Consider the following 26,691-nt stretch of genomic DNA (forward strand, 5'->3'; position numbering starts at 1 on the left):
CGAATAGTTCTAGTGCCGTTGGGTCATCACCCAGGAGGCAGCTGATGATGGGTGTCATACACGACACGAGCAGACAATTCCCAGTACGGTGACTCATCAGGTTGGTTTTAGCATAATACGCGGGCGACAGCGCGTTCGCGCAAGAAACCACGCTTTATGACGTGATGGATGAACCCGGTATCGCCCAATTTTCAACCATTGAACTCGACCAGAAGACAGCCATGCATAAACCCAAAGCCATTATTTTTGATGTCAACGAAACTCTGCTCGACCTTGCTCCACTGAAAGCCTCTGTCGGAAACGCTCTAGGCGGCCGGGAAGAACTCTTGCCGCTATGGTTTTCCACGATGCTACACTACTCGCTGGTGGAGACCTTAACGGGAAACTACCACAGCTTTGGAGAAATCGGCACCGCCGCTCTGATGATGGTAGCAAAAACGCAAGGCATCGAAATCCAAAACGAAGACGCCAAAACAGCAATCGTGACACCTCTCCGCTCACTGCTGCCGCATCATGACGTTGCTGCGGGATTACAGTCGCTCTCAGGAAACGGCTTTCAACTCGTCAGCTTGACTAACTCGTCTACCGAGTGTGCTGAAACGCAATTACGCCACGCAGGTTTGACAGACCTCTTGGAAAAACGCTACAGCGTGGAGAGCATCAAAAAGTACAAGCCGCACTCGGACACGTATCGCATGGTCATGATTGATCTCGGCCTCAGACCGGAGGAAGTGTTGATGGTTGCCGCCCATGCTTGGGATTTAGCAGGAGCCAAGAGCATTGGGTTGCAAACAGCCTTTATCGCCCGCCCCGGCACGTCGTTATACCCGAACGTCGCAAAACCGGATTATGTTGTGAACGATTTGGCCGCACTCGCCAAACTCCTGCGGGAACCGGAATCAAATGAAAAGAACAACTAAGCGTATGGTGCTTAATCCATAATCAGTGTTGGTTGACGGGGTCGATGTTTCCCGTTTTGTTGGCGAACAACCGGGCATCTCAGAGCATTATCAAAAAAACAAGGTTCAAGGATCGCCATTCATTGTTAATCTGATGAACCGAAACACTGGAGGTGCGCAATCATTTGCGCACCGACCGTCGGCGTCCTTCAGGGGAACCCATGTACGAAGTTCACGCACTCGAACCCATACTCATTCTGCTGTCTGTCGGCATCTTTGCGATTACGCTGATGCAAAGAATCGGGCTCAGTTCGATCGTGGGATACCTCATCGCGGGCATGCTGATCGGTCCGTACTCTATTGGCCTGATCCACGAGAGCGAGACTACGAAGCTCCTGGCTGACCTCGGCGTCGTGTTTCTTCTGTTCGATATCGGGTTACACTTTTCGCTGTCGAGTATCTGGGAGGCCCGTCGCGATATCCTCGGGCTGGGACCGCTTCAGATTGTGTTATGCGGACTCGCCTTCGGTGCGATCGCCATGGCCATGGGACTTGGCCCGGAATACGCCGTGATTCTCGGTGGTGCATTCGCACTTTCCTCAACGGCGGTTGTGGTTCAGACTCTCGGGGAACGGGGGCAACAAACCTGTCCCGTCGGCCTGACCGGCACGGCGGTCCTCATCTTCCAGGACATCTTTGCCATCTTCCTGTTGATTTTTGCGGCCTCGCTTGAAATTGGTGGTTCCACAACCACCGAATCCGGTCTGGCCATCATCGTTCTTCTTGCAGTATTGAAGGCTGTCGTAGCGTTTATCGTGGCGGTTGTGATGGGACGCTATGCCGTCAAACCTTTATTTCGCTTTCTGGCGACAACGAAAAACGAGGAGATCTTCACTGCCACTGCGCTCCTGGTGGTATTGGCGACGGCAGTCGCCACAGGTGGTGCGGGACTATCCCTCACACTTGGCGCATTTCTAGGCGGTATGATCATCTCCGAAACACCTTACCGGCATGTGATCCAGACCGAAGCGAAGCCATTTCGTCACCTGCTACTGGGGTTCTTCTTCATTACCGTGGGTATGTCTTTGAACTGGCGCATCCTGATCGGGCACTGGGCCGAAATCCTGATCTTTCTGTTCGCACTTATCGCAATCAAAGCGCTTCTGGTCAGCGCCGCGGCCAGGGTCTTCGGATGGTCAACGCCTGGCTCGGTACAACTCGGCTTCTTGCTTGCCCAGGGCAGTGAGTTGACCTTCGTGATTATTGCCATGCCGATGGTGCGTGAATCGCTGGGCGAAGGACTGGTCGGCGTCGTTATCACAGGTATCGCAACCAGTCTCGTGCTCACCCCGACCTTGGCAACTCTCGGCAACCGCTTAGCCAGGATACTCAGGCAAAGGATTCCGGATTCAATGTCGTCCGATGCCCTCCTGTCGAGTGCCACAACCACTCCGCTACTCGTGTTCGGCATGGGCGATGTCGGCCGCATGGTCGTGGGTGCACTTGAGGCGCACAATCTGCCTTATGACGCAATTGAGATGGATCATGACCGTTTTCTAGCTGCCAGTGCCGATGGCTACTCTATGGCATTTGGGGACCCGAGCGATGTTCGTTTGATGGGGACCCTTGCGTTTGCACAGCGAGAGACACTCGTTGTCACGATCATCCGTTACGAAGTGGCGAAAGCCCTGATGCCGATCATGCGTGACCGGTACCCGAACCTGACCCGCTTCATTGCTGTTGACACGGAAGAGGATAAAACGAGATTCGAGGCTGTCGGGATGCGCCCGATTGTCAATCGAAGCTTTCCGAGGGGAATCGATATCGCAGCCGCAGTTTTACGCAATCAGCATGTGGATGAGGCAAATATTCAAACTTGGATGCAGCGTGTGCAGGAACGAGCACTTCAGGCTGCCGCCGACCTTGAAGAAAGCCGTACCGTGGCTGTCACACCTTGACCCCGTTCCAGAAGACGATGTCCAAAAATTGTTATCTCTCCGGATTCATCCGAGTCAGTTTTAGTACGCGAAACCTATCCCCGATCGGTGAAACGCATGGGTCCACTTGCGGCCAATAGCGGTCATCCTCGATCTGTATTCTCGACAAGTGATAGGCCGAACAGGGATCGAACCTGTGCCCGCTGATAAAGAGTGGGCGCCAGTCGACTGGATAGCTGTTAGAATTGATGAGGGTGTTATCTGGGCCTCTAATCCAATGAAGATTCAGGAACATACACCACTTTATTGCCGTGATAAAAGGCCCGATAGTACATTCCCTCGCAATAGAAGGTTGCCTCTTCTCCGGAAACCTCTTCGCAATCACCAGGGAGCGAAGTCAGGGCGTCTCCGTACTCAATGTCGCTGTAGACATAGGTGTTGATGTGGTTTCGCGGGACATGGGGATGATGAACACGAGCCTCTCTTGGGACAGGTGCTGGGCGTGCGACTCTGGGAGTGGGTTGGACAGGGCCAGGTCGCACTTCTCGGGCTTCCGCCTCCTTCATCAAGAATTTTGCCCCGAGCTGGCTCCACCCGATTACGACACGATTTTCCCCAAGAAAAAAGGATACCAGGAGCGGCAACGCAAGGAGTAATCCAGAGCAAATAAAAACTCTGACAGGAAATTTCATGGAGAAGGTAGAAACGGCCTGTTTCATGACTGCTCTCCTGAGTTAGTGCTTAAAATACCTGGTGTTTTCCATAGGAAGAAACTCTATCTTTTTGGCATTCTTCGGAACGGTAAATATGAAGAGTCCATCTGAAAGTTTAGCGGCCAGGTTCCAATCAGACAGCACGACGGTAAATTGAGGAGCACCTGTGACATGTTTCTGAGTAATGATCATCTTTCGGAGTAACGGCCTCGCGCCATCTTCAATCCACATCTGCCAATCAATATCGTCTTGGCGAAAGGCCAGATGATGACACCTAACCCCGTCGACATGATGCAACCCGATATAAGAACTGGAAGTGACATGTTGGGTCAAAAGATCAAACGAGTCAGATCGTATCAAATCGGCTAATGGTGCTCTCAGCGCAAAGGACTTGAGCGCATGATCCAGCGCGACATTGATCGTGTCGGGTGCTTGTATGGTGCCATAGAAGTTGTGATCGGTATCCAAAAGAGTAATGGTCTCGCCATCATAAAATAATTGCTGATTTTCAAGATCACCCCTTACATCCGCTCGGAATCGGTTCGGACGCCGGATGGATATCTTCATGGTCCGAGCAAACTGGAGTTTCTGGCCGGAAGCGAGCATCTGATCTTCCGTGGCGTTAGAGTGAAAAGTGAACTGTTCGAGGGAATTCATATAATCGGTCATGTTCTGCAGGAGTGTTTCAGGCCGTAGCTCGTTTAGGGAACTGTTATCCAGGTCGGCCCCATAGGCCGGAAAACTAAAAAGGACGATACAGGAGACGGAAATGTTGAAAAAAGCTCCGGGCTTCATGTGAGACCGCCCTAAAGGAAAAAACGTTGGAAATAGGAAATCCGAAAGACCTTTTTAGCGTGCCAGACATGTACCAAAAAAGTCTATAGCGGAGGGCCAGCGGCCTTCACCTATGAGCGTGCATACATTTCAGGAGAAAAAGCAGGTAGCCGACACAACTCAGACGATGGCGGTGGTGCGGCCGGGCATAATCAGAAAACCAGGGGTGGTCAAATCACAATGAATCATTCCTAATGCATGGGTAAAGGGCGAAGTAGGGGTATTGATAGCGGGCAGTTTTCTCACGCGAGCTGCACTTGTTAAAATGAGCAAAAGGCCTTTGCCAAGAAGTCCACCTAATTCTTTCAAAATACGGGGGGTCCTATAGGGATCGAACCTGTGGCCCGCTGATTAAAAATTCAAAAGGCTAATAATTACATCAATGAATGTCCACTTTGGGTCGGTAACCGATCATGTCTGCATTCGGCTATTCAGTTCAATCAGTTTTCGTGAGGCCGTCTTTTTTCTTTTCCACCAAAGCGATCTCGCTTTGCATTACGTAAATTAAGTTGCGGAATGCCTGCTCTGCTATGCTCAAATCTACATTTACTGGTTTGCGATCACTGGGCGTAGGGTAGCCTAGTAATTCCCAAATTAGTGATTCAGCTAGAGCGGGCTCTTCAACATATCGATAGAGATGTATCTGCCAGTTATCCCCGACATTATCTTCATAACAACGATCCAGGGTTCCGTACGTCAGTTCAATTCTAATGAAACCTGGCTTCTTCGGATTTATCAATAGATAAAGATAACCCGTTTCAACGGCTTGCCTAATTTCTTCTGCATCCTTTTCGCCGATTCCGCAATGCGGACGACCCTTACCTTCTGCCACATCATTGGGTACTGCACGCCACTCATGGCCGTTGCTGCATTGAAATATAGACTTTCCGTGTTTGCTTCGGACATGCCCGCTAAGGGTTATACCGCGTCCCGCAAGTCTTTTATTCATCCAAGCGTTATTCGCGTACACGTGGTCTGGCAAAGACTTCGGTCCTGGCCGCATACCCGCTTTCTTTGCTGCATCTAAACCAGCTTGCACACATCCCCATTCCATTTTTTCAACTTCAATTCCTTGTCGAAACGGGATATCTGAAAATGGTGTTGCTCGCCAAAAAACTGCTTCGGCCCAATACGGATCAGGGACGGCATAATATTCCTTCAGTTCCCACCTCTGACCAGTTTCTTTAACAATACGACCTGTTAGTTGAGTGTAATCGCTGTTGTGCTGGGCCAATCGTTGTTCGGGCTTACGGGTTGTAATACCAATCTTATATAGGTCAGGACCAGACGGGTGCACCATCACATATATATAGCCTGATTTCATTGTATTCATTTTTGCTTGCCAAATATTTGGAACTGATAATTATTGATCTCCCCAAATTCGACATCCTAATTGACTATTTTGTCTGGATTCACGTGGCGAACCCAACCGTCCGCTTTTGGTCGTAAGGGACCATCGAGCACTAATCACCCAGAATTTTTACATTGGCAGACTGAAAGATTGCATACCCGCCAATAGCAGCCGTTTGGGAACGGCTGCGCATCGCATTGGCAGGTGCGAATTCAATACATGGGATTGTAGTTCTTTGTCTCAGTTGTCACTTCTTGAAAGGAATCCCAATCCTCAATGATCGTTCCGTCCGCATCCAATCATTAGAAATCCAGCGTGACGTATTCTTCATTGTTTGGCCAAGTCTGATGAGTGTGTAAGGCGACGAGGTTTCCCTCGGCTACCGCACGCACGAACTCAATCTCCTTGTTGGAGTATTGCTCCGCCATTTCCGTGAAATAATCAATGAACGCCTGCTTCCCTTTCCCTACGAGTGGATTGTATCTATTCAGCACCGACGCACAGTTCGACAGCGTTGGCGGGATTCCACAAGTACCCGATGCGGTAGAAGGCAATGGCACTCTGCTTATTTGCTTCCAGCTTGTCCTGCATATCGGCACTCCAATGGGGGTGATTCGTCTCTGCCCTGCACCTCATCAAAACCCCTCAAGCACAATCTTGCCCCGCGCAGAGCCGCTTTCGATCTGTGCATGCACCGCACGCAGCGTCGCAGCCTCGATCTTGCCGGCGACTTCGGTCGCGGTGGAACGGATGCTTCCCGCATCGACCAGCGCGGCCACCTCGTTCAACAGCTTGCCCTGTTCCGCCATATCCGGTGTGCCAAAGAGGGAACGCGTGAACATCATTTCCCAATGAATTGACACGGCCTTGAGTTTGAAGGGCATGACGTTGAGCACGTCCGGATCATCGATCAGGCCAAAACGGCCCTGCGGCGCAATCAGGCCAACGATATCGGCTAGATGGTGGCCGGTCTGAGTCGTTGAGAACACAAACCCGGGAGCGCCGAGACCCAATGCCTCAACCTGAGGTGCTAAAGGTTGACGGTGGTCGATCACGTGATGGGCGCCGCATTCGCGCACCCAATCCTGTGTTTCAGGACGCGAGGCGGTAGCGATCACCGTGAGGTCGGTCAATGCGCGCAAAAGCTGAATGGTGATCGAGCCGACACCACCTGCGCCACCAATGACTAAAATGACGTTACCTCCCTGCGGAGTCGGACGTTTGACATCGAGCCGGTCAAACAACATTTCCCAGGCGGTAATCGCCGTGAGCGGAAGAGCTGCGGTTTCTGCATCGCTCAGGCTGGCGGGTTTGCGGCCAACGATGCGTTCATCGACAAGGTGATACTCGCTGTTTGTGCCGGGTCGCGAGATGGATCCGGCATAAAAAACCGCATGGCCAGGTTTAAAATTCTGCACCTCAGGCCCCACGGCCTCAACAACGCCGGAGGCATCAAATCCAAGGACTCCCCAATCGCCTTCGGGAGCAGCACGGAGGCGCAATTTGGTGTCCACGGGATTGACCGATACAGCGATGATCTTGACGAGCAGATCACGGCCTTCAGCTTTGGGTGTCTCAAGGGTGATATCCTGCAGGACGTCTTCACGCTCAATCGGACCAGGTGCTTTGTAGGCAACGGCTTTCATTATGAGTCTCCAGTTATGCTGATGGTGTAAATCGGTAATATGAAGTTCATAGCACTACGCATCGTTTACAATATGCTCATTATTTTACGAGCTTTTAACAATGCTTAGAGGATCTATATCAAAAGGCATGCACAGACTGTCTTTTTTTGGATAAAAAGATGCTCCTAATCTTCTTGTCACGCATTCTCTGTTTTTTTCACAATTAAGCATTTTCGGTATTTCGGCCAATCACATGTCCGGTCTAACTCCTAACGCGGACTCTGGAATAATCGAGGACAGATTCGTCGTCAAAAGACGAGCCATGGGGTTTTCTATCCAAACCCTTACTCGAGTATCGATGAATAACTCCTGATTCTTTTTTCATTGAACGAGTTGGATTACATGACCTTACCGCACATCATTATTTACATGGGCTTTGGGTTTTACCGTTTAATACCATAGCCTTGACTCCATCATCACCAACAATCGCAGATTCCAGTTTTTTAGATATCATTAACAGCCTCTTCTTATAGTCGGTTAATTCCTTACCTTCACGGGAAATATCTGACAATTGACGTAACCCTGAAATCAGATCAGCAACTTGAGTGAATATCGAATTAAAGCTGTCTGCATAGAATACTTCTCCTAGAATATTCTCCGAATGTTTGAGACTGATGCTCTGTTCATGGCCAGCAGCACGCATTACATCCATACCTTTAACTAATTGGGAGAATTTTCTCACCATGTTTTTATCAAAACCATCCATTACGGGAATGATCATTTCATTTTCGATCTTAGGTTTTAAGGATTCCAAAAGCTCAAGCCACAACGTGCCAAGCATCTTCTCATCGCCTTTGAAGGTTTTTTGTATTTTATGGGTTAAATAGTACCCGCATCGATAAATCTCCAATCGATTGATTAAAACAAGGGCTACAACGCCTTCTAAAATATTTATTTTTTTCTCATCCTCTTCGCCTGTAAGTAATTCCCTCCAATGTAGTTCAGGGACATTAATATTGATGGTATTAGGCTCTGGCTTTATCGACCATTCAAGAAGATTGTAGAATTTAGTGCGTATTTCAGCATATCTATGAATTGGAACTAGAACTCCGGTGAGGGAAGAAATAACAGTATTTTTCCTATCAATAACTTGGCTACGACTTTCATCCATGAATAGTAAGTTAACGTTCATGAATAATAACCTTTGCCCAATTTAAATGGATGCATAACGCCCAGCTTCAGCCGCGGCGGCTCATGATCCCACCGGCCGCCGTAGGCTGCAAGCCGATGTTAGGCAGCGAGCCTACAGAGTCCGGGAATCTTCAACCAAGCCAGCATATTTGCACACTTGTCTGGTACGAGTCTCGCCGCCAGAGTCCATGAGAACTACCGTACGACCAGCGGAAAGGAGGCCGTCGATGTCACAAGCGACGGCCACGAGGATTTCATGAGTCACTGGTTTGAAGTCAATCGTCGGATGCTCGATTACTTGCAGACCGCGCTCAGGGTGCCGTTGGTCGAGCCAGTGCTGAAACGAGGGCCGGTCCCGTCGCTCGGCCGAATCTTCAAACCCGCCGCAGAACGAGTAGAACGAAAACTCGCTCACGCCATCAGGCTTGCGACCGAGCAGCGACACGACGCTGGTTGCCGTGCCTCCGGGCAATCCATGCACCCATTTATCAACAAGTGGATCTGTCACAGCCCCTTGGTTGCCCTTCGACCTACCCGGTCGCGCGCACGTAAAGAAAGGAACGGGCTGGGGTGATGAGCCACAACGCCATCGCCGAAGTTTGTAGGGTTCCATTCAAGAGTGTCAGCCGTTCGCGCTGCCTCACAATGATTTTACAGTCTGTATAAGAGGTTTCCATGCATTCTTGGCGAGCATTCTCTGTGCTTTCCATCAAACATATTCCGCATGTTTGCCAATCATCTGGTCCGCTTTGGCTCCCATCACATATACTGGAATAATCTAATAATCTAAAGGGATTCTTCGTCAATTGACGGAATTAGTCAAGTTGTGGGCTTGGGAAGAGGAAAGAGAAATTCAAGAGATCAGAAGATTCTTAACGGTTGGAGAAGCCTTTGACTCTCCTCAGGCGAACCCGCTAAAAATCCTGCTAATCGAAGACGACGGTTTTACGTCCGTAGACCAGGACACGATGTTCAATATGTAATCGGATCGCTCTGGCCAGGACCAGCACTTCAAGGTCACGACTCTTTCGAATTAGATACTGAACGGTAACTCTATGAGCGACACGAACCCCATCCTGTTTGATGATGGAGCCCTCGCGGTTCGCCCGTTGTAGGCAAAGGAGTATGAACCCAACCGCCATTTTAAGGTCAACTGCTCAAAATGCCGGCTCCCATTTTTCTGCGCTTGGCCTCCCAAGTACGGTCTTGGCCTCATGCGGTAATTCCAGAGAAACCAAATGGCAAGTGCAGTGCTCAGTTCGGGGATTGGGGGATTCGGTTGGGAAGTGTTGGAAATTTAATAATTCCAGATCTATGCTCGGTGACGGATGCCGGATTGGAACTTGAACAGAGGAAACACATTTCTTCGAATTTGTCATGAACGAGCCCGCCATAGTCTCCAACAAGCGCCCATCCATTCTCCGGGCTTGCCGCTGATGGGTTGATGATTTCGATTCGGGCTTGATCTCCCGAAAAATCAAATTGAATGTCTTTGGCGGATGCTATCGTTGAATTGCCCGTTAGGGTGATTGTCGAATTTGCTCCAGATTTTGGGCCCACAAGGTTAAATATATGGGAGCCGTCGTTTACACGGAGGTTCCAATCTATGAAGTTTGATGCCATGAGTGGGCCTATTGTTCCATCCGTCTCGATAAAGCCGGAGACAGTCCCATTTCCATCAATCACTCGATTCACATCGTATGTTATCGCTAAGGATTGTAGGGGCATCTGCGCAAGGAAAAAAATTACCATCATACTCCCAAAATGATGCGAGCCTTTTTTAAATTTCCTCATGATTATGTCCCTTAGTGAAAGTGATCGTCGTGGCCCCTCTCCTCCCCAAAATAAGAAAAGTTCGCCATTATGTTCCAACACGGAATGGTGAACCTGGGGAACTACTATTGTCAACGTTCTCAGAGAAGTAAACCTGGCGATCCTGCTAACTGACTCCTGCAAAAGGGGAGATTTGGTGAATTTGTTTACCATGCTCTTGATAGGAACTATTAATCATATACGTAAGTCCCTGGTGGTCTTTATTCCTGGTCTAATAATGGAAAGCTGTCTACGGCATATACCACTTCATTTATTAGCGATAGACAACATAACATCTGTAGTCTTGGCGGATATGTTGATCAGCCTGACTGTGTGGTTCCCATAACTCGTGCAAGGATTGAACCCATCAACCCAAAAGAACCACGATGCGGCGTTCAGACTTAGCAAGAGGAGAAGAGAATGAGTTGGATCAGTTTCCAACTTTGCTATACTCATCAACGCCATATCGCCAAAGACCAACTGAATTCCAAAATAACCTTGATAGGCAGGACTTGTTACCTAAACTTAGAAGGAGGGAACATGAACCCACACATCCATTTTTGGAAGACAGGCCTTTCACTCGTCGTCATGGTAATTATGACAATTGTCTCCCCAGTGACTGCCACCTATGCCGAACACAAGGAAGTTTTTCCTCGACGCAGTTTTTCCAATGCCATGTTTTTTGGGGATAGTCTCACCGATATTGGGAATGGCCCAGCAAGTCTGACATTTGATGGGGAACCGTCGGATGGCGAATATTTCACCTCGGATAGCGGTATCTTCAACAATATCTACGTTCCTATCTCGAATCCCGTGAACCCCCGCAGAGATACCATTCTCCCAGGGACCAAATTAAGGTTTCCACCAACCAGCAGAGACTCTCGGTTATTCCGTTTAACATTGCCCCCACAATTACCATTGTGTTCTAACCAAGGATGCGTGGAAAAAACCCACCATTCTCTCAATTGGACGGAATATTTTGTCTATAACGCAGTTTTGAAGCAATTATTGAAGCACGGTGCTTATTTACGCCCCTGGATCATTCAATTCAACGATACTCTTCCTTCTGAAGTTTCAATTCGACAATCTGTAAATTATGCGTTTTATTCCGCGCTCTCAGGTGAAGGATGTGCCAATGTGAATCTCTTCCCGTTGCCTTGCACCTTTGAGGGTAAGTCACTCCAAGAGTCCATCTTTACCCGACAAGATGTCTATCGCAACAACCAAAGTGAGACGAATGCAGAGGCAAACAGTCTTTTGCGCGAGACTGTCATAATTCCGGCCTTCCGTACACAAATAGACATGTTTGAAGTGGATAAGCGTTTAAGGCAAGTTGAGATTAATGATCACACACTATTCATTGTGTATACGGGTGCAAATGATCTCGCCGCCGCGTTCTTTCTCTTTGTCGAGAGAACGATTACATTCGACCAATTCATTCAAGCCTTAACCGTCGGAATTCCCATGGAGATTGCCGGAGGGGTTGAACGGCTCATTTCCCTCGGAGCCAGGAACATTTTGGTTCTTGGGCAATTTAATTTAGGTCTCACTCCTCGATTACTTTCAATGGGGGATATCGAGGGCATCCTAGCCAAGCATGAGGTGGCCGCGGAGTTTGACCAGTTATTGACACTTTATAATCAATCACTGAAAGCACAGATTGAACATTTTGAGAGCAAGCGTATTGCCTTTGTTGATATTCAAACACCCATACGAAATGCCGCCAATACATTTTTCATTGGCAGGCACGCTGGCTATTTTTTTTCAATCGGCGAACAATGTGTCGACGAAACTGCTGGAATCATTCAACTAGGGAAGGCGGCTTCCTGCTTTAGCAACAATGTTTCACTCCCTATTGGGTTTTGGAATGCGTCTCACCTGAGCACACAGTTCAATCAACTCATTGCTGCGGCCGTGTTGGAAGAATTTATCCCGAGCCGGGTTCCAGAACACAAAAGATTTGGTTTCGACAATGGCTTCTTTCCTAAGGTAAGCCTGGAGAAGTTAGAAACTCAGCTTACGGCGCGATATCGGAAGTAGCTTGGGTTTGGGGTATTAGCCTGCGGGAAAAATACGGTCCGTCAATCTCAACCGAGCGGCCCACATACCAATGCCACCCGCTTTTTGAAACGTTGAGCCGCGGCCTGTTTCACTCGAAGCTCCTGTGCGCCGGCCAGCCCATTACCCCATCGCTCTCCCTCGCTCTACGAGATACCTCGCCACCTTATTTGTGTGAGCGAGGCACCTACAGATGTGCGTCAGTCAGGAAAGCATCCGCATCAAAGGGATTATTTGACAAAACCATTTTTACGCGGCCTGGTCTGTTGAAAGCATTCAATCCTTGAATTCTTCGGACTCAATCCGCTGGATATCGATCATTGAACGGTCAAGAAAAGCTTGGATCTCCTCATCCCACCCCTTCTTGAATTCAGTCGTCAGAAAGGCATCAACAATTTCCTTGGCTTTGTAAGATGCCGTAACCATGCCACCCATGCTGAGCACATTGGCATTGTTGATGGATCGGGCATTGGTTGCAGTGGAAGGATCTTCGCACACCGCGGCATAGATATTCGGATGCTTGTTCGCAATGATCGCCATGCCCATCCCGGTACCGCACACGAGGATACCGCGATCACACTCACCTGAACCCACTTTCCCAGCGAGTTCATGAGCGACTTCATAATAGGGACGTGCTTCATCCGTTGTCCCGCCCACATCCACGCACACATGGCCAAGCGTCTGCACATGCTGTTTCACCGCGTCTTTCAGTTCCAACCCAAAGGGATCTGCTCCAACCCCAATTTTCATAACCAATCTCTCCTTGCTATCTCTGCCATCAGCACCTCACGCTACGGATGGAACGGCAGCACCTGAGCACCGTCCCCTTCCACCGTTCATGGGACTCCAGCTCTCACTCTTGATTCGTCTCCTAATACCCCACAAAGATCTCGTGTGCAATCTACTACATTCCAAGGTGGATGCGGAGCTTCGGTTTCAAGTCTGGCACATGTCCGCGATTCTCTTGAAGACGACAAAATATGTCAAGTTGCGGGTCTGCGAAGGGAAAAGGGTATTTCAAATGGTGAGAACATTCTTTCTGAGGGAGAAGACTATGAATCAGCTCAGGGCGAATTCATTCAACATCCTATTAAGGAACCCTTGAAGTCTTCAAATAATTTGCCTTTGATTCACATGCGAGGGCAGGCCAGTTAAACGAAAAAATTCTGGAGTGTCCAAAAAGGTGCGTCCAGTCCTATACTAAGGCTTCTGGAAGGGAAGGCCGCAGCTGGCTGGACGGGCCGGAGCGTACGGAGGAGTATGTGAGCACGGCCAGGCGGCGAGAACGCCGCTGGCAGCCCTTTTCAACACTCCCCCTAATCGAACACGACCGTTTTTCGTCCATAGACCAACACCCGATGCTCAACATGCAGTCGGATCGCTCGGGCCAGGACCAGCACTTCAAGATCACGGCCTTTACGAATGAGGTCTTGCACGGTATCCCTATGACCGACACGGACCACGTCCTGCTCGATGATAGGGCCTTCATCCAATTCGGGTGTAGCATAATGCGCGGTCGCTCCGATGATCTTGACTCCACGATCATACGCTCGATGATAGGGCTTGGCCCCGACAAATGCCGGCAGAAAGGAGTGATGAATATTCATAACCGGGCACCCGATTTCCTGCAAAAATTTCTCACTGACTATTTGCATGTAGCGGGCCATCACAACCAAATCCACTCGTTGCTCCCGAAAGGCTGCCAAAACCTCCTGTTCCTGCTGTTCCTTTGTTTGGGGGGTAACAGGAATGTACCGAAAGGGAATATGAAAGAGATCAGCCCACCATTCCGAATTCTGATGATTGGAAACAATTACCGGAATATCGATCGCCAGCTCCCCTCGCCGATGTCGTTGCAACACATCAACCAGACAATGGTCATATTGAGAGACCAGAATACCAATTCGTGGCATTCGATCCGTAAAATATATTTGAAAATTCATATTGAAAATTTTGGCAAGTGGAGCGAAGGCGGGGGTTATCTCTTCCTGAGGAATCTGAAATCCCGCCAGATCAAACTCAGTCCGCATGAGAAAATCTCCGGTTTCCCGATCCGTATGGTGATCGGAATCCAGAATGTTTCCGCCAAACTCATGGATAAACCCAGCCACCCTCGCGACGAGGCCTTTCTGGTCTTTACAGGTAATCAATAAAATGGCAATGGCATTAGACATAGGGTTTCCTTCAGGGCAATATCCAAGACATAGAGGTCGGGTAGCCAACCCACCCGGCAATTGTGAATGGTGGAGGAGAGAAAGAACGATTACCCAACACTCCCTCCCTGGAGCGTTGGGCAATCATAGCGGAAGGCATCGGTAGGGTAAACGTTACTGACTCGTGTTTTGATCGTATTCTGCGGCTTCCACAAAGAAATAGGTATGGCAGGCACGATCGATAAACGTTTTGGAGAGTGTCGGGGGGACTCCGTTAAATTTCGCAATACTGACAATCTGCTCGATTAAATCTCGGGGATGGCAACTTCGCATATTTAATTGATACTTGACATACACACCATCCAGTAAATACTGGACAGCCTCCGGATCATAGGGAACCCCTTTTTTTCTACAGACTTCTTCAAAAATCTGTGTGAATCGTTCGGGAGTCGGGTCGGCAATGTAGATTTTATTTCTGATCCGGCGAAGGAACGCTTCATCGGCCAGCTTGGCCGGTTCAAGATTGGTGGCAAACAAGACAATGGTATCAAACGGAATTTGAAAGACCTTCCCCGTATGCAATGTCAGGTAATCCACCCGCTTTTCCAATGGCACAATCCATCGGTTTAACAAATCTCGCGGACGGACCAATTGTCGCCCGAAGTCGTCAATCAGAAACACTCCGCCATTGGCTTTAATATGAGGGGGCGCTTTGTAATACTTCGCGGAAGCATTAAATGAGAGATCAAGCGTGGCCATCGTCAACTCGCCGCCGGCAAATTCGATCGGACGTTTACAGAGCACCCAGCGAGTATCTTTTTCCACTTTGGCTTCAATGAGGGATCTGGCCGCTTCCTGTGGAGCCTCGACTCTGACGTGGGTGATGGGATCAAACACTTGAATGATTTGGCCATCCACCTCCATGGCATAGGGGATATACACTTCGCCCCCGCCTACCGCTTCCAACATTTTCCCAATGGCTTCGGCCAGGACCGTTTTCCCGTTTCCGGGAGGCCCATATAAAAAGATGGCCCAGCCGGAATTGACCGCTTCCCCGAGTTGATCAACGGTGCCAGGAGTCAGGACCAGATGTTCCGTGGCCGCTGTCACAGTTCGTCGGTCAATGGTCAAGCTATTGACCGGCTGACTTTTGATCATATCAATATACTGATTGAGGGGAACGGGAGCAGGTCCAACATACCGGCACAGCTCCATAAACGCCGTGGCTCGCTGACGACCCGCTTCCGTCAACACATACCGGAGTAACACCCCAAGCGATTCGCCATGCCCCTTGACCTCGCAGAGCTTCTCCCGTTGAATGAGGGTGAACAACTCCTTCATAACCCCATAGGGCAATTTCATAATCTCCCCGGCTGATCGCTCTGTGAGTTCCCCCTGAGTGTAGAGGGTCCTGAGCAGCAGCTGGATGAGCAATTCCTCCGGCACACCGGTCTCCTCAATCGTCGTCGGAGCCGTTAAAGAGCGAGCATTGAGAGGTTGAGTCTTCACACTTCCATTAGATGTCATCAAGGCAGCCGAACTCATTCGTAATCTCCTTTGATTAGTCCATACCTGGAATAAGAGGACATGGCGAGGCAGAAGTTCTTCGGGTCGTCGATATTCGCCCTTTTACAAAAGGGATAATCTCTGTAAAATTAAGACAACATCGCCATGCATACGTCCCCACGCTATTTCTCAATCTCGCGCACACCACTGTTTTCTGAGCTTTCATGAGGACTTCTTTCCACGACTCTTGCGATCCCATCCCTGTGTGTTTCGCTGTGCGTTCCCCTATGACTTATTCCATGGGGGGGCTTTCTAAGTTTCAATTGAGCTGGGGAAAGTGGCTGTTGGTTTTCAGCCTCTTATCATTTGTGGGTTGTTCCGAATCCCTTCCCGATTACACCCTTCGGTTTGGATTAGCCAATGCTCCCACGAATTTAGACCCGCGTTACGCCACTGACGCGACTTCGGCTCGACTCAATCGGCTCCTGTATTCGCGTTTAGTGGACTTCGGCGAGGGCACAATTCCGATTCCAGCTCTGGCCACATGGCGTAAACTCTCTCCCACCCATTATCGATTCGACTTACAGGAACCGAAACCGCTCTTTCACAATGGCACCCAACTCTCCGCCTACGATGTCAAAGCCACCTATGCCTCCATTTTGAATCCTGTCATGGCCTCACCTCATCGCGGTATTTTGCAAATAATTACCCGGATCGACACCCCAACCGAGAATACCGTCGATTTCTTTTTAAAGCAGCCCGATGCATTATTTCCTGGCTACTTAGTTATCGGCATTCTCCCGGCAAACCTAATTGCCAATGGGCATCCATTCCATGACCATCCCATTGGAAGCGGGGCCTTTCAATTTCTCGATCGGCCCGACGACACCCGGCTTATCATCGAGCGACGAGCCGATGGACAACGAGTTGAATTTGTCAGAATTCCCGATCCGACCGTTCGAACACTCAAGCTTCTGGCCAATGAAATTCATTTGGTTCAGAATGATCTCCCCCCTGAACTCGTCACCTATTTGTCTGCCCACAAGGGCATCACCTTGCAACAGCGTCAGGGGGCAAACTTTGCCTACCTGGGATTCAATCAATTAGATCCTGTGGTCGGCCAGGAGTTAGTGCGAAAGGCCATTGCCCATGCCATTGATCGTGTGCACATTATTCAATTCGTTCTGAGGGGACGAGCCAGAGTCGCGCAGGCGCTCTTTCCCCCGGAACATTGGGTTGGGCATGACTCCTTACCGGGATACACATACGATCCGGAGGAGGCTAAACTCCTATTGAAAGAAGCCGGATATGATCATGACCATCGGCCCACCATTACCTATAAAACCTCTACCGACCCTTTTCGGTTACGCTTGGCGACGATCATTCAATACCAACTCGACCAGGTTGGAATTGATGTCTCGATCCAAAGCCATGATTGGGGCACATTTTACGGTGACATCAAGTCCGGACGATTCCAAATGTACAGTCTGGCCTGGGTGGGCGTGAAATCTCCGGATATTTTTCGATATGCCTTTCACAGTGACGCCACTCCTCCTGTCGGTGCTAACCGTGGTCACTATGCCGATGCCTTAGCCGATCGTCTCATGACCCAAGCCGAACAGACCCTGAACAAGCAGGAACAGCAGACGATCTATCGCAGCCTTCAAGCCCGTCTGTTGGACACCCTCCCCTATGTGCCTCTCTGGTTTGAAGACCATTATGCCTTATCGTCCCCTACCATCACCGGATATCAATTGAACGCTGATGGCAATTTTGACGGACTCAATCAGGTCCGGTGGTTGGGAACTCCCTCAGTTCCCCCCAAATACCTAGCACGGCTTTACCCATGACACGGTGCCATAACCAGGTCGGGGAATCTTCTTTTTTCCAATTAGCGCCTTTTCCAATCTCGTCATGACTCATTTCCTGGTGACCAGAATCCTGAGCGCGATGCTCGCCATCCTGGGAGTGATTTGCCTGGTTTTTCTGTTGATTCATCTTATTCCAGGCGACCCCGTAGAAGTGATGTTGGGTGAATCGGCTCAACCGACAGACAAGGAAAGCTTACGCCATGCCTTAGGCTTGGATCTCCCTCTCCATCAACAGTGGTGGATCTATTTCAAGGGACTCCTGCATTTGGATTTGGGCACCTCGCTTTTTTCAGGTCGGGCAATTGTAGATCTGCTCATCGAACGCATTCCCGCCACCCTCTACTTAAGTCTCGTCTCCCTGCTTGTGGCAATCGCCTTGGCGCTACCCCTTGGCCTCGTCGCGGCCGTGCGCCAACATACTCCTCTGGATTATGGTGCCATGGGGTTTGCGTTGTTCGGCATGTCAATTCCTAATTTCTGGATGGGTCCTTTACTCATTTTAGTCGGCGCACTCTGGCTGGGTTGGTTTCCCGTGAGTGGGCAGGAGGGCTGGAACTCAGTCGTGCTGCCTGCCCTGACACTCGGCACGGCCATGGCGGCCATCCTGGCCAGAATGATCCGGAGCAGTGTTCTTGAGGTATTGGGGGAGAACTTCATGCGAACCGCCCGCGCCAAAGGCCTCTCCTCCACCCGGGCGGTCTTGCACCATGCACTCCCCAATGCCCTCTTACCCATCCTGACTCTCCTTGGCCTTCAGCTCGGGGGATTGCTTGGTGGAGCGGTGATCACTGAAACGGTGTTTGCCTGGCCGGGATTAGGCCTTCTGATGATTGAAGCCATTCAACAACGGGACTATCCGGTCGTGCAAGCGGCGGTACTCTGTATCAGCGTGACTTATATTGTCGTGAATCTGCTGACTGATCTGCTGTATGCCTGGCTGGACCCTCGCATCCAATTCACTACAGATTAACCATGCGTCTTTGGCTCCCACTTTCCATCATCGCTGCATGGGCCTTCCTGGCCATCTTCCTTCCCCTGTTTTCCTTAACCCCTGATGCGATTGATCTCACCAATATCCTTGCCCCGCCAAGCCTGGAGCACTGGTTAGGACATGATGAATTGGGCAGACCGGTTGCCGACCGCCTGATCAGCGGCGCACAAACGTCGTTCTTTGTCTCTCTGTGCGTGGTCGCCCTGGGGGTCAGTCTTGGAGGCATTCTCGGCGTCTCCAGTGCCTATCTCAGCGGATGGGTCGATGCGGTCTTTGTACGAATGGTGGACATCATGCTCGCCTTCCCCGGGTTACTGCTGGCCATCGCCCTCGCCGGAGCCTTGGGACCGGGAATCGGGAATGTGATTCTGGCTTTGGGAATCGTGGGATGGGTGGGATATGCCCGACTGGCGAGAGGACAGGTGCTTGCCCTCAAACACGCCGATCACGTGCTGGCCGCCCAAGCTATCGGCGCGCCGCCCTGGCGAATTATTTTCCACCACCTTCTGCCGTTAATCATGGCCCCGCTCATTGTTGAAGCCAGCTTCGGTATCGCCGGGGCCATCATCGCCGAAGCAGGCCTTTCGTTTTTGGGGCTGGGGGTTCAACCTCCTGCCGCATCATGGGGCAGCATGATCCGCGACGGGACCCGCTATATGTTGGTGGCCCCCCACCTGGTCATCTTCCCGGGTTTGACCCTCATGGCGGTCGTCCTCGCGGCAAACATGTTGGGGGATTGGCTGAGAGATCGGCTGGATGTGAAAGAACAGACCTCACGATGACAATCATGAAACAGGTCGGACATCAGGCAGACAAACGGTGACTGCGGGATCAACTTCCACAGCCACCGTCTTGATTTCGGATGTAATAAGCGAGGAACGGTCTGTGATCGTTAGTGTGTTTCTTTTTTTTCTGAGGGAAGTGGAAACGAAATGATGATGCCGCCCATGACATCACCCAACTTAAAGTCATGTTTAGAACTCAACAAATGTCCGTTGTGACACTCTACACAGGCCTTAGAAACGGCCCGATCCGCAAAGATGGCTTTAAAAAACCGTTGATCTCCTCTCTTGATAATTCCACTATAGACCTCATCAGGATTCTCGGCCACAGATTTTAATCCGGCCTCCTCGAAATCCGTACTCGGCCCGTTCTCCTCATAAATAGGCCACAGGCTGGCCAGACGATACCGCAGGCCGGATCCGCCCATTTCGGCCACTTTGCCACCCATCAAGAGCATCTGCGCCGGGAGCGGAAGCGCCTTCCGTTGCTTCCAAGCTTCTGCGGCAATCACGATTCGATTCTCCTGCATGCGATCCACGACATGAGTCGTATAGAGTGCCCGGTCTGCGGCAATCACCGCATGGATATACCCGGCCACAACTTCCGGAGAGAAATTCACTTCAGTGCCTGGGGCCATTCGCACTTCCGATTCAGCCTCCTCGGCAGCTTGAATTTTTCCCCAACTGCCGGAGAGCACGATTGCCCCCAACAGAACTCCTAAGAACAACATCCGTATTCGCATGATGGCCTCCTTTTGTCCGTCATCACTTCAGTAAATGAATCAACATCCTGTTGCCTTGCTTCGATCGGACTCCCTCAGGAGACTTCTCCTGTTCGTGGACTATCTGTCATCAATTTCCCCATTTGCCGAATGCCCACTCAGGGCACACAAAACAGGCCGCTAGGGAATCTGGCGTCTAACCGAAGGCACGATTTCAAGCCCTTCTTCCAATAACTCCAATCCAAACCTGGGATTTTCCTCAATTTCATGCACACTACGCCGACCTTGTGGAGCCTCATATTGAAAATTGGCCTCGGTGGCCTTCTGAGCCGTCACTGTGACCTGTTGCTCCACAAACTCCTTCATCCCGGGATGCCAGGCAGTCAACACATAGTCTCCAGGGGGAACATCGGTAATTTTAAATGTTCCATCCTCCGGGGTGATGGCATAATACGGGTTCTCAAGCACCAATCCCCAGGAAAACATATAGGGATGAAATCCGCACTGCATCACAAACACATTCCGTCCCTTTCGTAAATGAATTTTTTCGATCATCGGTTCGCCGGGAAGATGTTTCTTGCCAAATATTCCAGCCACCTTATGATACGGGTTCATCGGTAAGGGACGATTGAACAATACTCTGGCCCCTCGTTCTCTGGCCGTTTCATAACCCTGAATATCATGCTCAACCGGATCCATATTCACGACCTCAATTTTGTCCTGGTCACGGACCACATTCACAAAGGGAACAAAATCACAGTCGACTGATTCGATCCTGACCTGAGGCATATGAAACGGTTTCCCTTTTTCAATCTCTTTGAGATAAACCACCACATCTTTGAGGCTTTTATCAGGCCCGATAATAAAATCTTCAACGATTCTCCAACCTGTCCCCGTGGAAATAGTTCCACAAAACACCGGATCGGGAATCGTCACCAGATTGAAAGCCATGGGTCTGGGCTTTTCCCCCGTAATGGTCACCTTCCCCTGAATGGTTCCCCCATTAGTCACGGTAATTTCATCATAGGACCAAGCCGTTTGCGCGATAAGAGCAATCAGCCCAACACCTACGATTCCATTACATATCATTCGGCCCTTCATGCTTCCCTCCTCAAAATAAAATAAATGAAATAATGGGCATCCTCTCTGTCATTCTATCGAACCATTTACTCAAAAAAAAGCGGGGAAGCCGAAGTCTGGCTTCCCCGCTTTCGCTAACCCTCGGAATGAGAGTCCAGCTTACCTCGCAACGGTAGGAATAATTCGCGGTTCGCCATTGAGCTCCTCGAGAGCCGCTTGTTTGGAAGACATAGCCGAACCATCCAATGGCTGAATCCGTTGATCCGTGCTCGGCAACACCCGCAGATAGCCCCATTGTCCCGATTGTGAATAGGGTAACCGGCCATTGCTCCACACATAATCTCCGGTCATGGACCATTTGCCACCAGCCGAGGGCAAGAAGACATCTAGACCTTCTGAACCCGAGAACTCCACGGTGCTAATCATATCCGCACCGGGCAGGAAGGGTTCAATCGGCCATTCGTGCTTCTCCACGGTAAACATTCCGTTCTGCTCACTGCTGGCGCCAAAGACGTGAATCCGCACTTTGTCACCGGCATGGGCCTCAATCACCGGCGTCACAGGATCCTGCGGGTTGTCCACTTGGCACGGTTGGAACATCCGGCCCAACGAGCAACCGGCTTCTTCCCGCTGCAAATAGGGTTCGGCGCGATAGTTGACGCCGGTCAGCCCCGCCACATTTTGCACATAGGGCATGAAGCTCGTCCCGATGATGTTATCCTCGTCCTGAAAATATAAGGCAACATCCCGATAGCTCTTCCGGCTTTCAAGCCCTTGGATGGTCCGATCAACGATCACATCGGCATTCCAACTATTTTTCAGGGAAATGTCTTCCCCGGTTTTGGGATCACGGTACATTGATCCTTTGGGACCGATAATGATTCCGCCGAACAGGCCGTTGCGGGGATTCATGGATACATTCCCCCAATCCCACACCAGAGTCTGCGTCTCACCATTGAAGGGATCCGCATAATAGGTATACATCCGGGATTCCCCAGGCGCCACTGTTTGGTCGCCGGGGTTGTTCCCCAAATTCAGACCTTGGGAATCTTTGGGATCAAATGCCAGTCCGAAGGCCGAGAACGACGCTCGCCCTTCTTTGAGTTTATTCGTCAATTTGACTTGAAGACAGTCACCCACGTTGGCCCGTAATGTCAACGGCATGGGCTGCGCATCGGCCCCGACCTTTTTCACCTCATCTTCGAGGACATAGATCTTGGCGTCAGGATTGCGCAATTCAATCTTGCGTTCAAAATCGACTTCAATGCTTTCCGGTGCATTGCTATTAAAACTCATCCCCGGATGATTTATGGCCACAACATTGAAGCTCTTCACAGGAGCCTCTTTGGGACACACCGGCAATCGCTCCGGCATGCCTTCTTTGCCATACGCTTTATTCGGCAATGGCTGAAGATCATCCACCGGTTTATCCAAGACCCGGATGAGCCCCCAAGAACCTTCCGAAAACTTCGAACTCCGGCCGTTAAAGAACATATAATCGCCGGCTTGATGGCGCGGACCACCTGCTTCCGGAATGACTAAGTCGTACCGTTCGGCAATCCCGATATGCAACGAATGCTTGCGATTCGCTTCTTGCGCATATCGTTCCGACCAGAAGGTATGCCCCGATAACGTGAACACATTACTTTCATTCATCGTGACATCCAACAGGCGGAATACAATTGCATCGCCCAAGTAGGCCCGAACCATGGCCGTGCTGGGATCGCCATGTACCACACTGCTGAAAATTTGCGACGGTTCCGGGTTATTGACCAACCGTTGTGCGAACGGCTCTGCCCGGAAATTGAATGCCCCGCCAGTAGTATGGGTACCGCCATTCAAGAACGGCATGGGCGTCATCTTGATTTTATCATTCGGCGGCATGATGAACGAGACCGTCCGACCGGCTTCCAAAGCTACATCCACCGGTTGCCCTGGAGGATTGCCCGCCGTCACGATGTTCACCGTGTGCGGCACCGTATCCATGATGTGCACCATCAATTCACGGAAGCTTCCGGCCACATCATGCCCCACACGTTCCACCGCATGAATATCGGCCACAGGCCCCGTCCGAATCCGTTTCCCGGTCTTCGGATCGTGCCAGGTGGAACCAAATGGTTCGGCAATCATGGTTCCGACTGCCCCGTGTGGCCACGTCGTGCCGCCAAAGGCATGGTCATGCCAGAACACACTGCCGACATCCGCATCCACCCAGAACCGCTGCCGGACATATTCCACGGTCACAATGTCATTGACCGGATGCGGATTCCTTAATGGCTGAGCAAACGTCAACGTACTGCCATCAATTTTGACGATCCGCTGCACTTCCTGGCCTTTGACATTATCCGCACCAATCAAGATCGGAATGCCCACATGATATTGCTTGGCATTCGAAACAACCAAGGTTTTGTCGCCTTTTTTGGCGGCCTGGGTGACCTTGGCATTCATTGGAATCGGCAACCCTTTATCTGTCTTTTTTTCAAATTCAGTAAACGGGCGCATGGACTGCTCGTACGAAAAGCCCGAACTCACGCCATCTGAACCTTGATTGTCAAACTGGAAGAAATGGAAATGCGTATTGATCTTAGACGATTGGAAGTTGGTGATATCGTCATCCAACCACTCACTGGTCAGCGTCCAATCGATGCAATCATACACATTGGCTCGCACCACCAACGGAAATTTTTTGTCGTTGTTGGCTCGAACCTCTTCTTCTTCGTCGTGAACGACATACAGCAACCCGTTGGGGTCCACAATCGCCGGCTCTTTTCCTTCCGCCGCCGATAATTCAATCGGCAACTTAATGAAATGCACCTTATAGTCTTGCGATCCGGCACGATCCGGGCACAGACTCCACGGGCCGTTTTCCCCGGCTTTAGCCGGCTCGACCGACCGTGTGCCATCCGGATTCAATCGGATCATTTCCAACCAGGGGGCCGGATTATGATCGTTGGAAAACGGCGCGCGCTTGCCGAAATGGGGCGTCAGCCATGGCCAAGCCACTTTTCCGGTCTTGGGCTCAAACGCAATAGCGCGTCGTTCGCCCGGTTTATACCCCAGCCACTCCGGCCGATATTTCGGGTTACCACCAAGCGTCGGCTCTTTTTCACTCATGGCCTTATTGCCTTGCCACACCCAATCCAGGACACTGGCATCATAGGCTTTCAACTGCCCGAGCTCATCATCTTTGTGTCCGGGCTTGCCTTGATTGGTGAGCTGCATTTCAACCCAGTCCTTGAGATTCACGACCGCCGGCTCGGCTTTCCAATCACTCTTGCCTTTATCCACAATTTTAAATTGCTTACCAAACCAACTGACGGTCTTGCCCACAAGTTGATCCGATGTTACCGACTTGTGGATTCGGCCGATCCGATCCGGCAATTCCCGTAACGGCGCCATCACGTCATTTTGATACCCAGGCTCTTGCATGCTGTTATAGACGCGCCAGTAGCCCCACATCCCGGCCACATAGTGATGCGCCACATGGCAATGGAAGAGAAAATCTCCCGCCAACCATTGACACAGACCCGAACCGCATTCGGTTTCCAGATCCAACGCTTCCGATGGCCCAATGGCTTCCACATCAACCCGGTCGGACTTCGTACGGACGATGGGATATTTCACCGGCCCGTTTTGCCCGGTATTCCAGACAGGCATTTGGGTTGCCCGTGGGCTGCGTTGCCATCGAATCGACCCACCATGGGGATGATGCGAATGAAAGACTTCCGATCCGCCATGCACCACACGGAATTTAGCAGGATCTCCCAAATAACTTCGTGGAATGGTCGGAGCCGCATCGCCGAAGGTATAGGCATCATACGCCATCGATTCATCTTCAAACCCGAAATACTCATGTTGCACGTGCATGTTATTGATGCCGAACGGCTCACTGCGATAGTTGAGCGCCCGCGCACCCGGACGGTAGGCATCGGTAAGGGGATCCCGTTGTGGCAGGAAATCTCCATGCTTATTAACGGGACGGAAAGCTTCATCACCGACCTCATGATAAATCAGGACAAATTCCCGAAAGTCCGGACCGTCCCCATTATCGATCATCACCTGCCATCCACTCGTGGCTTCGGTGGCTGGTCCCGTGCCTAAGGGTTCATAATATTTCGATCCACGGGGTTCTACGACAAAGACACCAAACAGCCCCATGACTGTTAGCTCTCGATCATTGCTGAAGGTATGGAATTGCTTTCCGCCTTCTTGCGTATCGGGATGGATGTACCATTCCATTTCAATGGCTTGGCCTTCCTCCGCCACCGTATCAGGATTCGTGGTGAGCGCCGGTTGACCGGTTTGGCTCATAACCATATCCGAACCATTGATGTGCAAACTGACTTCTTCGCCAAATTCCAACTGGTTCCGGAGAGTGATTTTGACGCAATCGCCTTGATTTCCCCGAATCACCAACGGTTGAATCCACTGATCCTGAATCCCGTTTTTGACGGCTCCCGGGTCCGCATGCCCTTCCGTTTCCCGTGCCGCCGCATTTTTGGCTTCTTCCTCACGAATCTTGTCAATATTTTCGGTCAAGGCATACATGTACCCCGGATAATAATCCAGCCATTGATTCAAACTGATTTCCACGTTGATCGCTGCCACATCGTAATTCCGGACAGGTGCGGTCTTGGGACAGAGCCCCCCATTCATGGACACCGGCTCGGCACCGACCGTACTCGCCAGCAAGCCGTTTTCAGGGCCTCCTCCATATTGGTGAATCATCGACATGGAATCGAACCCACCCGTATCGGCACCCTTATGCTCCATGTCCTTCTGCATTTGCTGCATCATGCGTTGATGCTGCTGCTCAACCAGAGCCGCTCGTTCCGCTCGACCTTCCATCGCATCTTCCACAATGGTCTGGCCCTTGAGTTGTTCTGCCCAACCAGGAGACTGCGAGGGCATCCCTGTCTGGTGGGCATGTGGAGGAGAGGCATTTTCCGCACTGACAAAGGAGGGGGAAGCCCAGAAGGTCCCCCCTCCCATCAGCGCCAAAAATACCGACGCAGTGAGAAATCTACTCTTGCCGTGATACATTCTCCGGCCTCCTTACTTATGGGGTGAATAAAACTTCAGTTTTTTTTACTCTCAACCAACTCGTTTCAACATTTCCGGTATCTCGAAGAACAGCCCGACCTCCTATCCTTTGAGTGCCAATTA

At 50.6% G+C, this 26,691-nt stretch carries 19 protein-coding genes and 2 pseudogenes; 6 read left to right on the plus strand and 15 right to left on the minus strand.

Annotation, left to right across the window (positions count from 1 at the left end; genetic code table 11):
* Nucleotides 1-164: 164 nt before the first annotated feature.
* Both ACWHYD_RS12690 and ACWHYD_RS12695 read left to right on the plus strand, forming a co-directional pair.
* Nucleotides 165-920, plus strand: a complete 756-nt coding sequence (locus ACWHYD_RS12690; RefSeq protein WP_447965870.1) for a haloacid dehalogenase type II — start codon at nt 165-167, stop codon at nt 918-920.
* A 200-nt stretch (nt 921-1,120) separates the two neighbouring features.
* Nucleotides 1,121-2,857, plus strand: a complete 1,737-nt coding sequence (locus ACWHYD_RS12695; RefSeq protein ID WP_447962403.1) for a cation:proton antiporter domain-containing protein — start codon at nt 1,121-1,123, stop codon at nt 2,855-2,857.
* A gap of 248 nt (nt 2,858-3,105) precedes the next feature.
* Here the strand turns inward: ACWHYD_RS12695 and ACWHYD_RS12700 are convergent, their stop codons facing one another.
* The 9 genes and pseudogenes from ACWHYD_RS12700 to ACWHYD_RS12740 all read right to left on the minus strand — a co-directional run.
* Nucleotides 3,106-3,555, minus strand: coding sequence for a hypothetical protein (locus tag ACWHYD_RS12700; RefSeq protein WP_447962404.1), 450 nt, complete (start codon nt 3,553-3,555; stop codon nt 3,106-3,108).
* 15 nt (nt 3,556-3,570) lie between these two features.
* Entirely contained in the window at nt 3,571-4,344 is a 774-nt protein-coding gene (locus ACWHYD_RS12705; RefSeq protein ID WP_447962405.1) for a DUF2092 domain-containing protein, read from the minus strand.
* Between the two features lie 475 nt (nt 4,345-4,819).
* A complete protein-coding gene (locus ACWHYD_RS12710; RefSeq protein ID WP_447962406.1) occupies nt 4,820-5,716 on the minus strand; it encodes a GIY-YIG nuclease family protein in 897 nt (298 codons plus the stop codon).
* Between the two features lie 230 nt (nt 5,717-5,946).
* A pseudogene (locus tag ACWHYD_RS12715) lies at nt 5,947-6,325 on the minus strand (nuclear transport factor 2 family protein).
* A 44-nt stretch (nt 6,326-6,369) separates the two neighbouring features.
* The gene (locus tag ACWHYD_RS12720; RefSeq protein WP_447962407.1) at nt 6,370-7,380 is read right to left on the minus strand and encodes a zinc-binding alcohol dehydrogenase family protein; all 1,011 of its coding nucleotides are present in this window, start codon (nt 7,378-7,380) and stop codon (nt 6,370-6,372) included.
* A 400-nt stretch (nt 7,381-7,780) separates the two neighbouring features.
* Nucleotides 7,781-8,530: a hypothetical protein gene (locus ACWHYD_RS12725; protein WP_447962408.1), complete on the minus strand. Its 750-nt coding sequence runs from the start codon at nt 8,528-8,530 to the stop codon at nt 7,781-7,783.
* Between the two features lie 132 nt (nt 8,531-8,662).
* On the minus strand, nt 8,663-9,058 hold the full coding sequence (locus tag ACWHYD_RS12730; protein WP_447962409.1) for a hypothetical protein: 396 nt from the start codon (nt 9,056-9,058) through the stop codon (nt 8,663-8,665).
* A gap of 22 nt (nt 9,059-9,080) precedes the next feature.
* Nucleotides 9,081-9,227: a hypothetical protein gene (locus ACWHYD_RS12735; protein ID WP_447962410.1), complete on the minus strand. Its 147-nt coding sequence runs from the start codon at nt 9,225-9,227 to the stop codon at nt 9,081-9,083.
* Between the two features lie 249 nt (nt 9,228-9,476).
* Nucleotides 9,477-9,647 (minus strand): annotated as a pseudogene (locus ACWHYD_RS12740) (formyltetrahydrofolate deformylase); the annotation flags it as partial.
* Nucleotides 9,648-10,902: 1,255 nt separating this feature from the next.
* Between ACWHYD_RS12740 and ACWHYD_RS12745 the strand changes: the two are divergent.
* Nucleotides 10,903-12,402 carry a hypothetical protein gene (locus ACWHYD_RS12745; RefSeq protein ID WP_447962411.1) on the plus strand — a complete coding sequence of 500 codons (1,500 nt, stop codon included), beginning with the start codon at nt 10,903-10,905 and terminating at the stop codon, nt 12,400-12,402.
* A gap of 294 nt (nt 12,403-12,696) precedes the next feature.
* Here the strand turns inward: ACWHYD_RS12745 and ACWHYD_RS12750 are convergent, their stop codons facing one another.
* From ACWHYD_RS12750 to ACWHYD_RS12760, 3 genes are all read right to left on the minus strand, one after another.
* Nucleotides 12,697-13,170, minus strand: a complete 474-nt coding sequence (locus tag ACWHYD_RS12750; protein ID WP_447962412.1) for an RpiB/LacA/LacB family sugar-phosphate isomerase — start codon at nt 13,168-13,170, stop codon at nt 12,697-12,699.
* Nucleotides 13,171-13,736: 566 nt separating this feature from the next.
* Nucleotides 13,737-14,594, minus strand: a complete 858-nt coding sequence (purU, locus tag ACWHYD_RS12755; RefSeq protein WP_447962413.1) for a formyltetrahydrofolate deformylase — start codon at nt 14,592-14,594, stop codon at nt 13,737-13,739.
* Between the two features lie 153 nt (nt 14,595-14,747).
* A complete protein-coding gene (locus ACWHYD_RS12760; RefSeq protein ID WP_447962414.1) occupies nt 14,748-16,118 on the minus strand; it encodes an ATP-binding protein in 1,371 nt (456 codons plus the stop codon).
* Nucleotides 16,119-16,378: 260 nt separating this feature from the next.
* Here ACWHYD_RS12760 and ACWHYD_RS12765 point away from each other — a divergent pair, with 260 nt between their 5' ends.
* From ACWHYD_RS12765 to ACWHYD_RS12775, 3 genes are all read left to right on the plus strand, one after another.
* Nucleotides 16,379-17,929, plus strand: coding sequence for an ABC transporter substrate-binding protein (locus tag ACWHYD_RS12765; protein WP_447962415.1), 1,551 nt, complete (start codon nt 16,379-16,381; stop codon nt 17,927-17,929).
* Between the two features lie 64 nt (nt 17,930-17,993).
* Nucleotides 17,994-18,920, plus strand: a complete 927-nt coding sequence (locus ACWHYD_RS12770) for an ABC transporter permease (protein ID WP_447962416.1) — start codon at nt 17,994-17,996, stop codon at nt 18,918-18,920.
* Nucleotides 18,921-18,922: 2 nt separating this feature from the next.
* On the plus strand, nt 18,923-19,723 hold the full coding sequence (locus ACWHYD_RS12775) for an ABC transporter permease (RefSeq protein ID WP_447962417.1): 801 nt from the start codon (nt 18,923-18,925) through the stop codon (nt 19,721-19,723).
* A 110-nt stretch (nt 19,724-19,833) separates the two neighbouring features.
* Here the strand turns inward: ACWHYD_RS12775 and ACWHYD_RS12780 are convergent, their stop codons facing one another.
* The 3 genes from ACWHYD_RS12780 to ACWHYD_RS12790 form a co-directional block, all read right to left on the minus strand.
* Nucleotides 19,834-20,466 carry a Tll0287-like domain-containing protein gene (locus ACWHYD_RS12780; protein WP_447962418.1) on the minus strand — a complete coding sequence of 211 codons (633 nt, stop codon included), beginning with the start codon at nt 20,464-20,466 and terminating at the stop codon, nt 19,834-19,836.
* A gap of 159 nt (nt 20,467-20,625) precedes the next feature.
* On the minus strand, nt 20,626-21,546 hold the full coding sequence (locus ACWHYD_RS12785; RefSeq protein WP_447962419.1) for a carboxypeptidase-like regulatory domain-containing protein: 921 nt from the start codon (nt 21,544-21,546) through the stop codon (nt 20,626-20,628).
* A gap of 138 nt (nt 21,547-21,684) precedes the next feature.
* Nucleotides 21,685-26,568: a multicopper oxidase domain-containing protein gene (locus tag ACWHYD_RS12790; RefSeq protein ID WP_447962420.1), complete on the minus strand. Its 4,884-nt coding sequence runs from the start codon at nt 26,566-26,568 to the stop codon at nt 21,685-21,687.
* Between the last annotated feature and the right edge of the window lie 123 nt (nt 26,569-26,691).

The organism is Nitrospira sp. Ecomares 2.1 (genome assembly GCF_965152585.1).

Coding starts and splice junctions, on each gene's coding strand:
- ACWHYD_RS12770 (WP_447962416.1), top strand. CDS start 17,994: ATGACTCATTTCCTGGTGACCAGAATCCTGAGCGCGATGCTCGCCATC.
- ACWHYD_RS12745 (WP_447962411.1), top strand. CDS start 10,903: ATGAACCCACACATCCATTTTTGGAAGACAGGCCTTTCACTCGTCGTC.
- ACWHYD_RS12690 (WP_447965870.1), top strand. CDS start 165: ATGGATGAACCCGGTATCGCCCAATTTTCAACCATTGAACTCGACCAG.
- ACWHYD_RS12725 (WP_447962408.1), bottom strand. CDS start 8,530: ATGGATGAAAGTCGTAGCCAAGTTATTGATAGGAAAAATACTGTTATT.
- ACWHYD_RS12750 (WP_447962412.1), bottom strand. CDS start 13,170: ATGAAAATTGGGGTTGGAGCAGATCCCTTTGGGTTGGAACTGAAAGAC.
- ACWHYD_RS12705 (WP_447962405.1), bottom strand. CDS start 4,344: ATGAAGCCCGGAGCTTTTTTCAACATTTCCGTCTCCTGTATCGTCCTT.
- ACWHYD_RS12695 (WP_447962403.1), top strand. CDS start 1,121: ATGTACGAAGTTCACGCACTCGAACCCATACTCATTCTGCTGTCTGTC.
- ACWHYD_RS12735 (WP_447962410.1), bottom strand. CDS start 9,227: ATGGAAACCTCTTATACAGACTGTAAAATCATTGTGAGGCAGCGCGAA.
- ACWHYD_RS12785 (WP_447962419.1), bottom strand. CDS start 21,546: ATGAAGGGCCGAATGATATGTAATGGAATCGTAGGTGTTGGGCTGATT.
- purU (WP_447962413.1), bottom strand. CDS start 14,594: ATGTCTAATGCCATTGCCATTTTATTGATTACCTGTAAAGACCAGAAA.
- ACWHYD_RS12775 (WP_447962417.1), top strand. CDS start 18,923: ATGCGTCTTTGGCTCCCACTTTCCATCATCGCTGCATGGGCCTTCCTG.
- ACWHYD_RS12765 (WP_447962415.1), top strand. CDS start 16,379: ATGGGGGGGCTTTCTAAGTTTCAATTGAGCTGGGGAAAGTGGCTGTTG.
- ACWHYD_RS12790 (WP_447962420.1), bottom strand. CDS start 26,568: ATGTATCACGGCAAGAGTAGATTTCTCACTGCGTCGGTATTTTTGGCG.
- ACWHYD_RS12760 (WP_447962414.1), bottom strand. CDS start 16,118: ATGAGTTCGGCTGCCTTGATGACATCTAATGGAAGTGTGAAGACTCAA.
- ACWHYD_RS12780 (WP_447962418.1), bottom strand. CDS start 20,466: ATGCGAATACGGATGTTGTTCTTAGGAGTTCTGTTGGGGGCAATCGTG.
- ACWHYD_RS12700 (WP_447962404.1), bottom strand. CDS start 3,555: ATGAAACAGGCCGTTTCTACCTTCTCCATGAAATTTCCTGTCAGAGTT.
- ACWHYD_RS12710 (WP_447962406.1), bottom strand. CDS start 5,716: ATGAATACAATGAAATCAGGCTATATATATGTGATGGTGCACCCGTCT.
- ACWHYD_RS12720 (WP_447962407.1), bottom strand. CDS start 7,380: ATGAAAGCCGTTGCCTACAAAGCACCTGGTCCGATTGAGCGTGAAGAC.